Source organism: Gemmatimonadaceae bacterium, assembly GCA_036496605.1.
Classification (GTDB): domain Bacteria; phylum Gemmatimonadota; class Gemmatimonadetes; order Gemmatimonadales; family Gemmatimonadaceae; genus AG2.
In genome coordinates, this window is sequence record DASXKV010000038.1 from 1 (window position 1) to 13485 (window position 13485).

At 65.0% G+C, this 13485-nt stretch carries 11 protein-coding genes; 5 read left to right on the forward strand and 6 right to left on the reverse strand.

Translation table 11 applies throughout. The annotated features are described in order from the left end of the window. Positions 1–340: 340 nt before the first annotated feature. On the forward strand, positions 341–865 hold the full coding sequence (locus VGH98_15030) for a DinB family protein (GenBank protein HEY2377288.1): 525 nt from the start codon (positions 341–343) through the stop codon (positions 863–865). Position 866: 1 nt separating this feature from the next. Further along, positions 867–1418: a GNAT family N-acetyltransferase gene (locus VGH98_15035; GenBank protein HEY2377289.1), complete on the forward strand. Its 552-nt coding sequence runs from the start codon at positions 867–869 to the stop codon at positions 1416–1418. 56 nt (positions 1419–1474) lie between these two features. On the opposite strand, the gene VGH98_15040 is transcribed toward VGH98_15035, so the two are convergent. Then, the gene (locus VGH98_15040) at positions 1475–1882 is read right to left on the reverse strand and encodes a LysR family transcriptional regulator substrate-binding protein (protein HEY2377290.1); all 408 of its coding nucleotides are present in this window, start codon (positions 1880–1882) and stop codon (positions 1475–1477) included. A 223-nt stretch (positions 1883–2105) separates the two neighbouring features. On the opposite strand from VGH98_15040, the gene VGH98_15045 reads away from it, so the two are divergent. After that, entirely contained in the window at positions 2106–2261 is a 156-nt protein-coding gene (locus VGH98_15045; protein HEY2377291.1) for a hypothetical protein, read from the forward strand. A gap of 150 nt (positions 2262–2411) precedes the next feature. Further along, positions 2412–2615: a hypothetical protein gene (locus VGH98_15050; GenBank protein HEY2377292.1), complete on the forward strand. Its 204-nt coding sequence runs from the start codon at positions 2412–2414 to the stop codon at positions 2613–2615. An 89-nt stretch (positions 2616–2704) separates the two neighbouring features. Here the strand turns inward: VGH98_15050 and fabZ are convergent, their stop codons facing one another. Then, entirely contained in the window at positions 2705–3175 is a 471-nt protein-coding gene (gene fabZ, locus VGH98_15055) for a 3-hydroxyacyl-ACP dehydratase FabZ (protein HEY2377293.1), read from the reverse strand. A gap of 162 nt (positions 3176–3337) precedes the next feature. On the opposite strand from fabZ, the gene VGH98_15060 reads away from it, so the two are divergent. Next, positions 3338–3862, forward strand: coding sequence for a hypothetical protein (locus tag VGH98_15060; protein HEY2377294.1), 525 nt, complete (start codon positions 3338–3340; stop codon positions 3860–3862). Positions 3863–3948: 86 nt separating this feature from the next. Here the strand turns inward: VGH98_15060 and VGH98_15065 are convergent, their stop codons facing one another. From VGH98_15065 to ilvC, 4 genes are all read right to left on the reverse strand, one after another. Next, positions 3949–6372 carry an ABC transporter permease gene (locus tag VGH98_15065; protein ID HEY2377295.1) on the reverse strand — a complete coding sequence of 808 codons (2424 nt, stop codon included), beginning with the start codon at positions 6370–6372 and terminating at the stop codon, positions 3949–3951. 91 nt (positions 6373–6463) lie between these two features. Beyond that, complete coding sequence (locus VGH98_15070) at positions 6464–7903, reverse strand: glutamate synthase subunit beta (protein HEY2377296.1); 1440 nt, start codon at positions 7901–7903, stop codon at positions 6464–6466. Beyond that, a complete protein-coding gene (gene gltB / locus VGH98_15075; protein HEY2377297.1) occupies positions 7896–12461 on the reverse strand; it encodes a glutamate synthase large subunit in 4566 nt (1521 codons plus the stop codon). Before gltB ends, VGH98_15070 begins: the two co-directional genes overlap by 8 nt. Further along, positions 12458–13480, reverse strand: a complete 1023-nt coding sequence (gene ilvC / locus VGH98_15080) for a ketol-acid reductoisomerase (protein HEY2377298.1) — start codon at positions 13478–13480, stop codon at positions 12458–12460. Before ilvC ends, gltB begins: the two co-directional genes overlap by 4 nt. Positions 13481–13485 lie beyond the last annotated feature (5 nt).

A 13485-nucleotide genomic window follows, 5' to 3' on the forward strand; every position in this document is an offset into this window, starting at 1 on the left:
ATGTTCTCGGCGATCTCGAAGCCATGAAGCTCGCCGCGGAGGAGCAGCGTCTTCAGGATCAGCATGTCGAGCGTTCCCGGCGGGATGGTGTCGCGCATGGCAGGCATGACATAGGCTATCTATGTTAGTCAGGCGATGTCAAGTCCAGTGAACTGTCATCATGCAATTGGTGAGCGGCCCTCATGGGTTGTGAGAGCCGCGCGCATCTCGCGGGTCAGATTGCGAAGCGAGCAATATGATCGTGAAATGATTGCAGTTGACGCACACAATGCCCACCCTTACCCGTTCGTTCACACCATCATTGAGACGGCGCACAGTCCTTCCTGACCCGAGGTGAGCGATGGAGTTTGACCTGATGCTGGGTACCGCGGTCCTCGAGCGTACCCCGCCGACACTTCGCGCGCTGCTGCGTGGGCTCGCCCCCGCGTGGGCCGACGCGACGGAGGGCCCGGAGACCTGGAGCCCATATGTCATCGTGGGGCACCTGATCCTTGGCGAGCGCGCCAACTGGGTTGCGCGCGCGCAACTCATCCTCGCCCAGGGACCGAACCGCCGTTTCACGCCTTTCGACCGCGTCCCGCCATTGCGGGGGAGTCGGAGCGATTCGCTCGACGGCCTCCTCGATGAGTTTGCGTCGTTGCGTGCAGCGAACCTGACGACGCTCGTTGGGTGGCGACTGACCGACAGGGAACTCGCTCTGGAAGGGGAGCACCCTGAGTTGGGAGCGGTCACGCTCCGGCAGTTACTCGCGACATGGGTCGCCCACGACTTGGGACACATCGCGCAGGCCGCTCGGGTGATGGCGAAGCAGTACCGCGAGGCGGTGGGGCCGTACCGTGCGTACTTGCCCATCGTGACCCGATAAAATGACCGTTGCCGCGAAACCATCGATGATCGAGCTGGTCGCCGTCGAGGATACGGCAACGCGAGAAGCCGCGCGGCACCTGATTGCCGAATACTTGCGATGGATCGCGAGCTCTGCTGCCGCGAGCTACGGCCTGTCTTTCGATATCGAAACGATGGCCACGTCGGATATCGAGGATCGGGCGAAGTTCTACCCCCCCAGCGGCCGGTTCTACCTGATCCGCCGCGAGGGCGCGAACGTCGGAGTCGGATGTCTCAAACGCCTCACGCCGGGTGTCGCTGAAATCCAGAGGATGTATCTGCAGCCGCACGTCCGAGGAGTCGGCGCGGGTCGCCTCCTGCTCCAGCAACTCCTGTCAGACGCGCGAGCGATCGGCTACGACGCTGTGCGATTGGAAAGTCTGAAGTTCCTGTCCTCGGCTCACGCGCTCTACAAGTCCGTCGGTTTCGCTGAGATCACTCCGTATGCCGACAACAGCATGACGGAGTATCAGCCGCGCGACACGATGGACAGGTATCGTTCCAGCGCCGTATTCATGGAGCTGCACCTCTGACGGGAGCGTCCCGCGGGCGCTGATCCGCTGCCGCCATCCAGTTGAGTGCGGCGCGATCAATGGACGCCGCGATCCGCGAAGTGGGTTCGAAACTCCTCGTTGAGAAAGGTCGCCGCCGCCTCGAGTCGGCCTAGATGGTTGGCTTGCATGAACACGATCGATGCCTCGATGCTGATGCCGGACCGCGTGATTCGCTCCAGCCGCCGCCGCTTCGGATGGGAGGCGAGAAATCGCGCGGGGATGAGCCCGAGGCCGATCCCGCTCGCCACGAGAGACAATTGCATGTCGATATTGTTGATCTCGGAGGCCACGTCGAACGGCGAGCCGAGTTCGCGCAACCTCGCCTCGAGTGACCGACGGATAAAGCACCCCGGCGGGTTGAGGACCCAGCGGGCGTCGAGATCGCTATTCGTGGACTTGCTGCCGCGCCGTGCGCGAGGTTGCGGTCCTCTCGCCCTGACCAATACCAGACGTGGACGGGGTTTTTGGTCTCCATCGACATGCTCGTTAGGCGCCCGGATTCACCTTCTGGACGTCGTTCTCGAGGTGGACGACATATCCATGTCGGCACAAACCCGACACGCGTCGCACCGGTGCTAGCCGCGCTTCATAATAAGGGGTCGCGGCTGATAGCTTTGATAGGCCGCGGTTCCCTCCGCGCGCCTTCACCCCAACCACCAAGAAGCCGTGCCGCCCAAGCGCAACTACGATTTCGAGAAGCGTCGTAAAGAACAGGACCGCAAGACCAAGAAGGATCTCAAGCGCGCCGAGCGGCAGCAGCGCCGTGATGAGCGACGAGTCGATGAGGCGCCGACGCCGGAGAACACAGACTCCCCGCACTAGTGCCGTGCGGCTCTACCCAACGCGCGAGCGCCAGTGAATTCTGAGAATCGCGTAATGAGCGACTATTAAGGTTTGCTCATCTTACGCCGGTGGCGCTCCGACTGACGATCACCGCCCGGGCATCAATCCGGGCCATTTTTACCTTACGGTATGCACCAAGGGCTCACCCTCCTCCAGCGTAGCGTCCTGAAACGGCTGCGCGAGCAAGGATTCACGACGGTCGCCGAGCGGGCGAATCGCGCGTGGCTTCGAGGGCAGCAGTTCGCGCCCGTGAACCTGGACGGCGCCAAGTCGGACCTGCGAGTCGATTTCGCAAAGGCACAGGAGCAGGCGTTGGACATTGACCATGCGTAACCCTGACCCGGCCGCACGCTCGTAGAGGGGAATACGGAGGGGAGCGACCTTCTTCATCCAACGGAAACGGCCTGGCACATGTGCGTGCATCATCGGTCGACCACAACCGCACCCAAATCGGCCTCACAGACGAGTGTGTCGCCGACCAGCGCGCGGCCGTGAACCTTGTGCAGTCGGCCCCGTTGCCGCGCGACACTGAGCTCCAGGCGTATTTGATCGCCAGGACACACGGCTGCAGGCCAATGCACATTGTCGAGCGAAGCGAAATATGCGACGCGATTCGTCCCCGGCGCTTGGTCGGCGAGGAGGAGAATCGCACCCGCCTGCGCCAGCGCCTCCACAATGAGAAGGCCCGGCATAGTCCAGTGCCCCGGGCCGGGATTCGCGAAGAACGGCTCGTTGGCGGAAACGTTCTTGACCGCGACGATGCGTCTTCCGCGCTCCAGCTCGAGGACCGTATCGACGAAGAGAAAGGGGTAACGGTGCGGCAGCACGCCGAGAATGCCATCCAGATCCAACACGAGTGCCGCCTCCGCGCCCAGATGGAGAGAGTGATGCATGATCTGTCCCACCGCGCGCCGAGTTGAGTGCGGCGCAGGTGGTGACAAGCTACAACGGCCCGGACGCAACGCTCGATTCGGACGCAATGGCGAGCAGCGTCGAATGGCTCGCTTCACACGCTCAATGAATGATTGTAGCGTTCACCGAACGGAGATCGGGAAATGCGTCCGATCCGGGACGTGATCATCACGAGAGCGCCTTCGACTGAAGCCCGAGACATGACCGACCCAGCGAACCCCCGAACGCTTCAATGGAGCTCGTCGGCGAGCGCAAAAGCGAAAAACGCTGTTCAACGTTCCGTCACGCAGCTACTTGATGAGCTGGCGCCCGAACGCGTGCTGAAGCGTGTCGGGGAACTCAAGGGTCCGGTCGAGCAGCATCGCACGCCGACCGGGTGTGTGCTTCAGGCGGCGGATTGCGCCGTCAGCGTCTCGTGGTTCGCCGACGCGACCGAGGAGGCGGTCCTCGGGGAGCTGCACGTCTTGGTCTGGCGCGGCAAAGTCACACGACGAGGGCATGCGCGGCCCGCAAAGGGAGCAACAATGGTCGCCGATCTCATTCTGCGTCCGATCGAGCCTCCCGCGGACGACTGCGTGTGGCAAGCGAATGACGGCACTCGATATGACACCGCGTCGCTCGCCGCACGATGCCTCGCGCTCCTGGACGCGCAGAACCGCGTCCTGTGATCGCTTCGCCGTGTCGTTAGGTACGACGGAATGGATTGCTCCCAGTGCGCACGCTCCAGAAGGAGCCAACGGCGAGCCCTGCTCCGTCAGCGCGGACGGAGCGCGATCGCCGGATCCACCTGCGTCGCACGCCGCGCCGGCAGGTAGCCCGCGAGCAGCGCGACCAATCCGAGCAGCACGAGCACCGCGCTGAACGTCGCTGGATCCGACGCGCCGACGTCGAACAACAGTCCCCGAATGGCGCGTGCTGTCACAAACGACGCCGGCAGTCCGATCGCGACGCCGAAGAGCACCATCCTCGCCGTCTGGCCCAGAATGTTCGCGCGCAAGATGCCCGCTGTTGCGCCGAGCGCCATGCGGATGCCGATCTCCTGCGTCCGCTGGGTCACGGAGTACGAGATCACCGCGTAGATGCCGAGCGACGCGAGGATCAACCCGAACGCGGCGAACGCGGCAACGAGCAGTACCACGAAACGTCGCGTGAACGTCGACCGATCCACGAGCTGCTGCATCGTGCGGAATTCGGCGACGGGCAGCGTCGGATCCACGCGATGCAGCGCGTTGCGGATTCCCGACTCGACCGTTGACGCCGGAACCGCCGCGCGCACCACGAGATCCACGGACTGATAGTCGCCGGTGCGCAGCGGCATGTACATCTCAGGGTCTGTGGCGTGATCCAGGCCGAAGTAGCGGACGTCGCCGACGATCCCGACGACACGGCGATTGACGCCCGACGTGCGCACGTAATGCCCGATGGCGTTCTCGCCCGGAAGCAGCGTCTGCGCGAGTCGCTCGTTGATGATGATCACCGGCTCGCTCCCGGCATTGTCGGTCGCGGCGAATGCGCGCCCCGCAAGCAGCGGGATCCTCATCGCGCGGAGGTAGCCCTCGTCGATCATCCGCACCAGCGGAAAGACGCGCGTAGTGTCTCCCGGAACATCCACGCTCCATCGCCGCCATCCGAAATTGTCGCCTAACGGCAATGCGTCGGTGAGGCCGAGCGCCTGTACTCCCGGCACGCCCGACAGCTCGTGAACCATGGCATCGAAATACACCGCGTTCCTGGCGGCCGCGTCGCGTCCGCTGGCCCGGGGATCGACGCGGACAGCGACGACATCGTTCGACGCAAAACCCGGCTGGACGTCGAGCACACGCGAAAGGCTGCGCGCCAGCAGCCCCGCACCGGTGAGGAGCACGCACACGAGTGCGACCTCGCTGACCACGAGCACGCGTCGCGCCCGCCCGCTGCGCCCTTCAGTCGAGCCCCGCGCTCCCTCGGCGAGCGAGCCGGGCACGAACGCCGACGCGTGCAGCGCGGGGAGCACTCCGGACGCGACGCCCGCGAGCATAGAAACGAGACCCGTGAAGCCGAGGACGACGATGTCCACGCGCACGCCGTTGAGCAGTGGAATCGTGGTTCCCTGGAGACGCGACACCGCGAAGGTGCCGGCCACCGCGAACGCTGCGCCTAACGCGGCGCCGCTGCCACAGAGCACGACGCTCTCCGCCAGCAGCTGCCTGACGAGACGCGACCTTGGCGCGCCGAGGGCAGTGCGCACCGCCATCTCCCGGCGACGCGCCGACGCGCGCACCAGGAGCAGGTTGGAGAGGTTGGCACAGACGAGCAACATCAGGAATACCACCGCGGCCGCCAGAACGAACAATGCGGACTGGAATCGTCCGCTCACGTGCTGCCGCAACGTGCTCACATTCGGACGGAACCGATTGATCGACCGGCCATCCACGACGTCGGCGTTATGCCGCGTTGCGATCAGCGTCGCCTCGGCTTGCGCGGCATCGAGCGACACACCGTCCCGGAGCCGTCCGATCAGAGCGAGCGTATTTCCTTGCTTGTTGGTCTCCGCGCTGAGGGGAAATGGAAAGAAGATGTCGGCGCGGCGTCCGGGCGTGAACGTCGCCGAAAAGTCAAACGACGCCGGCAGTACGCCGATGACGGTGACAGCGCTGTCGTCGAGTATGATGGAGCGGCCGACGATCGCACGGTTTCCCGCGAAGCGGCGCTCGAAGAATTGCTGCCCGAGGACGACGGTCTTCGGCGCGTGCCAGCGGCTCTCCGCATCGTCGAAGAAGCGACCGGCCAGTGGCTTCACACCGAGTACGTCGAAGAAGTTCTGCGTCACCGGAACGCCGGTGAGCCGCTCCGGCTCGCCCGCGCCCGTGAAGCGGACGTCACCCGGGGCATAGAAGGGAAACACACCGGCGATGGCGCTCCACGAGCGATTCTCCTCGCGGAGCGCGAGCAGGTTGTGCACCTGCACCGTCTGGCCAGAAAGATTTTCCGACGTGCCGTTGGCGATCCACGCCAGCCGCTCCGGCCTATCAAATGGAAGTGGACGAAGCAGTAGCGCGCGGCAGAGACTGAACACGGTGGTGCTCGCGCCGATGCCGACCGCCACGATGGCGATGGCGAAGATCGCGGCGCCCATGTCACGCCGGACGGACCGGATGCCGAAGCGGATGTCCTGCGCGAAAGTGTCGGTGAGTGTCATGCGAATTCAGACATCCGCGAGTGAAGGATCGTTGGACCGATGCCATCGGTCCGCCCGCGAAAGCGACGTCGTCGGCTTGGCGGCGGGGATCTCACCGCTCGGCGTGGGTAGTCAGCTCCCGGTCGATCCAGTGCGCCGCGTCGCGTCCCTCACGGATTGCCCACACGACAAGTGACGCGCCGCGCCGCACGTCGCCGGCGGCGAACACACCGGGGACGTTCGTTCGGTGCGTCGCGTCCGTCGACACCAAACCGTCGTCTCCACACACGACGCCAAGCTCCCGAAGCAGGTCGCTGTCTCCGGCGCCAGTGAATCCGATTGCGAGCAGCACGAGATCCGCGCGTAGCGAAAATTCGGTGCCGGGGAGGGGCACTACTCGTGGCGCCCCATCCGCCATCGAGCGCGTTTCGACGCGAATGGCGTTGAGCCGCTGTACACGTCCATGCCTTCCGGCAAATCCCGTCGCCGAGACGCTCCACTCTCGTGAGCAGCCCTCTTCGTGTGCGTGGGACGTGCGGAGCTGCATCGGCCAGAGCGGCCACGGGGTCGATTCGTCGCGGCTCGTGGACGGCTGCGCGATGAGCACAAACTGCTGCACGCTCCGCGCGCCTTGCCGGATCGCCGTACCGGCACAGTCGGCACCGGTGTCTCCGCCCCCGATGATCACGACGCGCTTGCCGCGCGCGTCGATGAGCGTTTGTTCATCGATGGCGTCGTCGGCGAGACGGCGGTTCTGCTGCGTGAGGTACTCCATGGCGAGATGGATGCCGTGCAGCTCGCGGCCGCCAACGTCGAGCTCCCGGGCCGCCTGCGCGCCGAGCGCCAGACAGATCGCATCGAAGTCGCGACGGAGCTCGCCGACCGCGACGTCTTCGCCGACGTTTACTCCGGTGCGAAAAACGATTCCTTCCGCCGTCAGCTGCGCGAGGCGGCGGTCGAGCACGGTTTTCTCGAGCTTGAAGTCGGGAACGCCATAGCGCAACAAGCCGCCGACACGATCAGCTTTCTCGAACACAACGACGGCGTGGCCGAGTCGGCGGAGCTGTTGCGCGGCGGCGAGACCGGTCGGGCCCGACCCGATCACGGCGACGCGACGCCCAGTCTCTTCCCGCGGCATTGCCGGCGTCACCCAATCCTCGGCGAAGCCACGATCCGCGATTGCTTGCTCGATGGTGCGAATCGCCACTGGCTGCTCGATGAGTGTGAGCACGCAGGCTGACTCGCACGGCGCGGGACAGAGCCGCCCAGTGAATTCGGGGAAATTGTTCGTCGCGTGCAGGGCATCGAGGGCCTCGCGCCACTTGTCACGGTAGACCAGGTCATTCCAATCAGGGATGACATTCCGAACGGGACAACCGGTGTCGCCCTGACAGAACGGCACGCCGCAATCCATGCATCGCGCGCCCTGGTCGCGGAGCTCACGCTCCGGCATCGGCGCATAGAACTCCCGCCAGTGCTGCACGCGCGTCTCCGCAGGCTCGCGCGTGGGCGTTGCGCGTCGGAGGCTGAGAAATCCCCGCAGATCACCCATGCCGCAGCGCCTCCTCGGCCCGACCTGCCTCCGCCTCACGAGTGCGGGCAAGTGCCTTGCGGTACTCCACCGGCATAACGAGAACGAAATGGCGCAGCGTTTGTTCCCATCGTGAGAGCATATGCCGCGCGCGCGGACTGCCGGTGTACCGGGCGTGCTGCTCTACGAGCCGGCGAAGAACATCCCGGTGGCTGGCGTCGATCACGGGCCCGAGCTCCACCATCTCTCGATTACAGTTGCGTTCGAACGAACTGCTTTCGTCGAGGACGAACGCGATGCCGCCGCTCATTCCCGCGGCGAAGTTTCGTCCCGAGCGACCGAGCACGACGACCACGCCGCCCGTCATGTATTCGCAACCATGATTGCCAACACCTTCCACGACGGCAGCAGCGCCGCTGTTGCGTACGGCGAATCGCTCGCCGGCGACGCCACCAAAGTATGCTTCGCCCGACGTCGCACCATACAACACGGTATTACCGGCGATGACCGTCTCGTCAGGCAGGAAGAGCGCACCTCGGGGCGCGCGCACGACGAGACGTCCTCCGGACAGGCCCTTTCCGACATAATCGTTTGCTTCACCCTCGAGCTCGAGCGAGAGTCCGCGCGCGGCAAAGGCGCCAAAACTCTGTCCCGCCGAACCGACGAAACGAATGACGATGCTCTCGTCAGGCAAGCCGGCTTCCCCGTAACGTCTCGCAATCTCCCCCGAGAGCATCGCGCCGACGGCACGGTCGGCGGTGCGAATCGGAAGATCGATCGCCACGCGTTCCCGACGCTCGAGCGCCGGCCGCGCCTGCTCGATGAGCGTGTGATCGAGCACGTCATCCAGATCGTGTTGCTGCTGTCGCACGTGGTGTCGTGCGCTCGTACCGGCTCGCTCACCTGGCGCCGGCACGTGCAGCAGGGCCGTGAGGTCGAGCGTGCGCGCTTTGCCGGCCGCGAGCGTTAGGCGTGGTCGGAGGAGATCGGACCGGCCAATTATCTCGACCATCGTGCGGAAGCCGAGCTTCGCGATCAGCTCACGCACTTCTTCGGCGACGAAGAAGAAATAGTTGATCACATCCTCCGGCCGACCGGTGAAGTTGGCGCGGAGCTCCGGGTCTTGCGTCGCGATCCCAACGGGACACGTGTTGAGATGGCACTTGCGCATCATCACGCAGCCGGCAACGACGAGCGGCGCGGTCGCGAACCCATATTCGTCCGCGCCAAGCAAAGCGGCGATGACGACGTCGCGGCCGGTCTTGAGTTGACCGTCGGTCTGAAGACGCACGCGTGCGCGCAGACCCTTGAGCACGAGCGTCTGCTGCGCTTCGGCGAGGCCGATCTCCCACGGGATTCCGGCGCGTTTGATCGAGGAGAGCGGGGAGGCTCCCGTTCCGCCCGAGTCACCGGAGATGGTGATCAAGTCCGCGCGCGCCTTTGCGACCCCCGCCGCGATCGTCCCAACGCCCGACTCGGCGACGAGCTTTACCGAGACGGTCGCGCGCGGATTCACGCTCTTGAGATCATAAATCAGCTGTGCGAGGTCCTCGATCGAATAGATGTCGTGGTGCGGCGGCGGTGAGATCAGTGTCACACCAGGTGTCGAGTGGCGCGTTTTCGCGATGACGTCGTCCACCTTGTGGCCGGGCAGCTGACCACCTTCGCCGGGCTTCGCGCCTTGCGCGATCTTGATCTGTAGCTCGGCGGCATTCACGAGGTACTCGGTCGTCACGCCAAACCGCGCCGACGCCACCTGCTTGATCGCGCTGTTGCGCTCCGTGCCGAAGCGCGTTCGCTCCTCTCCACCCTCGCCAGTGTTGCTGCGACCGCCGAGCCGATTCATCGCGACGGCGAGCGTCTCGTGCGTCTCGCGACTGATCGAGCCGAAAGACATGGCGCCCGTCACGAAGCGCTTCACGATCGCCGACGCCGGTTCCACGTCGTCGAGCGGCACCGGGTCTCGTCCGTCGAAGTCGAGCAGGCCGCGGAGGGTACGCTGCCTAACGGCTTCCTCGTTCGCGAGCTGGCTGAACTCGCGGTAGGTCGCGTAGGCATTGCCCCGGGTCGCGTGCTGCAGCTTCGCGATCGTCGCGGGATTCCACTCGTGATGTTCGCCCTGGCTGCGGTAGTGGTATTCTCCACCGAAGTCGAGGAGCAGTGCGTCGGAAAGTGCGCCGAACGCCGCCGAGTGACGCTCGAGCGTTTCGGCAGCAATCGTCTCGAGTGAGATGCCACCAACTGGCGAGGACGTACCGGTGAAGTGGCGCTCGACGAGCGCGCGATCCAGCCCGATAGCTTCGCAGATCTGCGCGCCGCAGAAGCTTTGCAGGGTGGAGATGCCCATCTTCGCGAGGATCTTGAGCATCCCCTTGTCGACGGCTTTCACGTAATGGAAGTCGGCGGTCGCCGGATCGGAGACGGTCACCAGATCGCCGCGACGCGCCATGTCTGCGATCGTCTCGAGGGCGAGGTATGGATAGACAGCGCTGGCGCCGTATCCAACGAGCAGCGCGAAATGCGCGGTCTCTCGCGCTTCCGCGGTCTCGACGACGATACTGACGCGGGCTCGCAGCCGCTCGCGAATGAGATGATGATGAATCGCCGCGACGGCTAGCAGCGACGGAATCGGCGCGTGTTGTTCGTCGACGTCGCGGTCGCTGAGCAGGATGATGCCGCATCCTGCGCGGACTGCGTGCGCGGCGGCACGGCAGAGCGCGTCGACCGCGCGCTCGAGCGCGTGCGGCCCGTCGCCGGTGGGAAAGATGGCGGCGAGAGTCGTTAGGCGATGGCCGGGCGCCGTCAACGCGCGCAGTCTGCTCATCGACGCGCGCGTCAGCACCGGGTCGTCGAGGCGGAGCTGCCTGGCGTGCTCCGGCGTCTCGTCGAGCACGTTCTTCTGCGGCCCGAGATTCATTCGCAACGACATCACGAGCCGCTCGCGAATCGGATCGATCGCGGGGTTCGTGACCTGCGCGAAGAGCTGCCGAAAGTACGCGAACAGGAGCTGCGGCCGGTCGGAGAGCACAGCGAGCGGCGTGTCATTCCCCATCGAGCCAAGCGCCTCCTCGCCTGTGGTCGCCATCGGCGCGAGGACCATCCGCAGCTCCTCAGCGCTGTATCCGAAGAGTCGCTGGAGCCTAACGAGGACATCGGGATGGGTATCAGCGGGCGCGCGAGCGTCGGCGTGGAGTTCCGGCAGTGTGACCCGCTCTTCCGCCAGCCAACGTCGATACGGCCGCCGCGATGCCAACTCCTCCTTCAGCTCGACGTCATCGAGGACGCGTCCCTGCGTTGTGTTGACAAGCAGCATTCGCCCGGGCTCGAGCCGACCCTTCGCGCGGATCTTCTCGGGCGGGAAGGGAAGTGCTCCCGCCTCCGAGGCGAGTACGACCACGTCGTCGTTGGTGACGACGTAGCGTGCCGGACGCAGTCCGTTGCGATCCAACACCGCGCCGATCTGACGTCCATCGGTAAACGCCATCGCGGCTGGTCCGTCCCACGGCTCGACGATCGAGGAATGATACTCGTAGAACGCGCGTCGCTCCGGAGACATCGTCTCGTCGCCTTCCCATGCCTCGGGAATGAGCATCATCATCGCGTGCGCGAGCGGACGCCCCGCCTGTACGAGCAGCTCGAGCACGTTATCGAAGCACGCCGAGTCGCTCTGTCCTTCGGATACGACCGGGATTATTTCGCCCATGCAGTCGCCGAACTGCTCGGACGACATGCCGGCTTCGCGGACGCGCATCCACGTGAGATTGCCGCGCAGCGTGTTGATCTCGCCATTGTGGCAGACGTAGCGATAGGGATGCGCAAGCGGCCACGATGGGAATGTGTTCGTCGAGAAACGCGAGTGGACGAGCGCGAGCGCAGACGCAAAGTCGGTCTCGACGAGATCGGGATAGAAATGACGCAACTGCGTCGGGCGCAGCATGCCCTTGTACACGAGCGTGCGTGACGAGAGACTGGCGACGTAGGTCGACGGCTGGCCTTCGGGCGCCGCCTCACGACTCACGCGCTCGATGTGCCGGCGGATCACGTAGAGTGCGCGCTCGAATGTGGACGCGTCGTCCACGCTCAGATTCACGCCGAGCGGCGCGACGAAGAGTTGACGGATCGCCGGCCGCGTCGCGCGCGCCGAGGCTCCGCAGTACTGCTCGTCGACCGGCACGTCGCGCCAGCCGAGGACACGGCACCCGCGATCGGCCACGACGCGCTCGATGAGGGACTCGGCTTCGGCACGGTGAGTCTCGTTAGGCGGCAAGAACATCATGCCGACGCCGTAGCTGCCCGCCTCTGGAAGGCTGATGCCGATGTCTCGGCATACGCGCCAGAGGAACGCGTGCGGAATCTGAACCAGTATCCCCGCGCCGTCGCCCGTCTCCGAGTCGGCGGCGACCGCGCTTCGGTGGGCGAGGTTCCCAAGCAACTCGAGCGCGCCGCGAACGATTTCCGGAGAGCGCTCACCCTTCACATGGGCGAGAAATCCAATCCCGCAGCCATCGTGCTCATAAAACGGATCGTACAGGCCTTCGCGGCGCATCGCGCCCGCGGTCTGGACGGAGCTCGTCGTCATGCGCCCCCGGCGCCGGGGACGACCTCCTTTGGATTTACGAAAGTCATCATCCGCCGCAGCTCGCGACCGACGCTCTCGATTGGGTGAGCCGCGTCTTCCCGTCGCCGGCGATTGAATTGCGGCCGGCCTTTACGGTTCTCGTCGATCCACGCCGAGGCGAAGGAGCCGTTGCGCACCTCCTCGAGGAGCTGTCGCATCGCGGCGCGAGTGTCGTCGGTGACGATCCGCGGTCCGGCGACATAGTCGCCATACTCGGCGGTGTCCGAGACGGAGTAGCGCATGTAGTTCAGGCCCCCCTGGTAGAAGAGGTCGACGATCAACTTCAACTCGTGCATGCACTCGAAGTATGCGACTTCGGGCTGATAGCCTGCTTCGACGAGCGTTTCGAATCCGGCTTTGACGAGCGCGGAGACGCCGCCACAGAGGACCGCCTGTTCACCGAAGAGATCCGTCTCGGTCTCCTCGGCGAATGTTGTCTGAAGGACGCCGGCCCGCGTGCAGCCGATTCCCTTCGCATAGGCGAGCGCATCGGCGAGAGCGCCGCCGGACGCGTCTTGATGCACCCCGACGAGCGCCGGGACGCCTCCGCCCTGGAGGAAGACTTCGCGGACACGGTGACCGGGGGATTTTGGCGCGACCATGCTCACGTCCACGTTAGGCGGAGGAATGATCTGGCAGAAGCGCACATTGAAGCCGTGTGCGAACATGAGCGTCTTTCCTGTGCCCAACGAGGGCGCGATCTCCTCCTCGTAAATTTTTGCCTGCGCGGTATCGGGAGTGAGGATCATTATTAGCGCGGCCGCTTCGGCTGCCTCCGCGACGGGCAGCACCGTTAGGCCTGCGCGCTGGGCCTTCTCCCAACTTTTCGACCCCTCGTACAGCCCGACGGTCACGTCCAGGCCGCTGTCGCGAAGGTTCAGTGCGTGGGCATGCCCCTGGCTACCGAAGCCGATGATGGCGATCCGTCGTCCGTGGAGGCGCTCGAGCGCGGCATCCCGGTCATAGAACAATTGAGTCATGTGTC

What these genes read in the sequence shown, in the direction of transcription:
- VGH98_15035 (HEY2377289.1), top strand. Translation starts at nt 867, where the DNA reads ATGACCGTTGCCGCGAAACCATCGATGATCGAGCTGGTCGCCGTCGAG.
- gltB (HEY2377297.1), bottom strand. Translation starts at nt 12,461, where the DNA reads ATGACGACGAGCTCCGTCCAGACCGCGGGCGCGATGCGCCGCGAAGGC.
- VGH98_15070 (HEY2377296.1), bottom strand. Translation starts at nt 7,903, where the DNA reads ATGGGTGATCTGCGGGGATTTCTCAGCCTCCGACGCGCAACGCCCACG.
- VGH98_15065 (HEY2377295.1), bottom strand. Translation starts at nt 6,372, where the DNA reads ATGACACTCACCGACACTTTCGCGCAGGACATCCGCTTCGGCATCCGG.
- VGH98_15060 (HEY2377294.1), top strand. Translation starts at nt 3,338, where the DNA reads ATGCGTCCGATCCGGGACGTGATCATCACGAGAGCGCCTTCGACTGAA.
- fabZ (HEY2377293.1), bottom strand. Translation starts at nt 3,175, where the DNA reads ATGCATCACTCTCTCCATCTGGGCGCGGAGGCGGCACTCGTGTTGGAT.
- ilvC (HEY2377298.1), bottom strand. Translation starts at nt 13,480, where the DNA reads ATGACTCAATTGTTCTATGACCGGGATGCCGCGCTCGAGCGCCTCCAC.
- VGH98_15050 (HEY2377292.1), top strand. Translation starts at nt 2,412, where the DNA reads ATGCACCAAGGGCTCACCCTCCTCCAGCGTAGCGTCCTGAAACGGCTG.
- VGH98_15030 (HEY2377288.1), top strand. Translation starts at nt 341, where the DNA reads ATGGAGTTTGACCTGATGCTGGGTACCGCGGTCCTCGAGCGTACCCCG.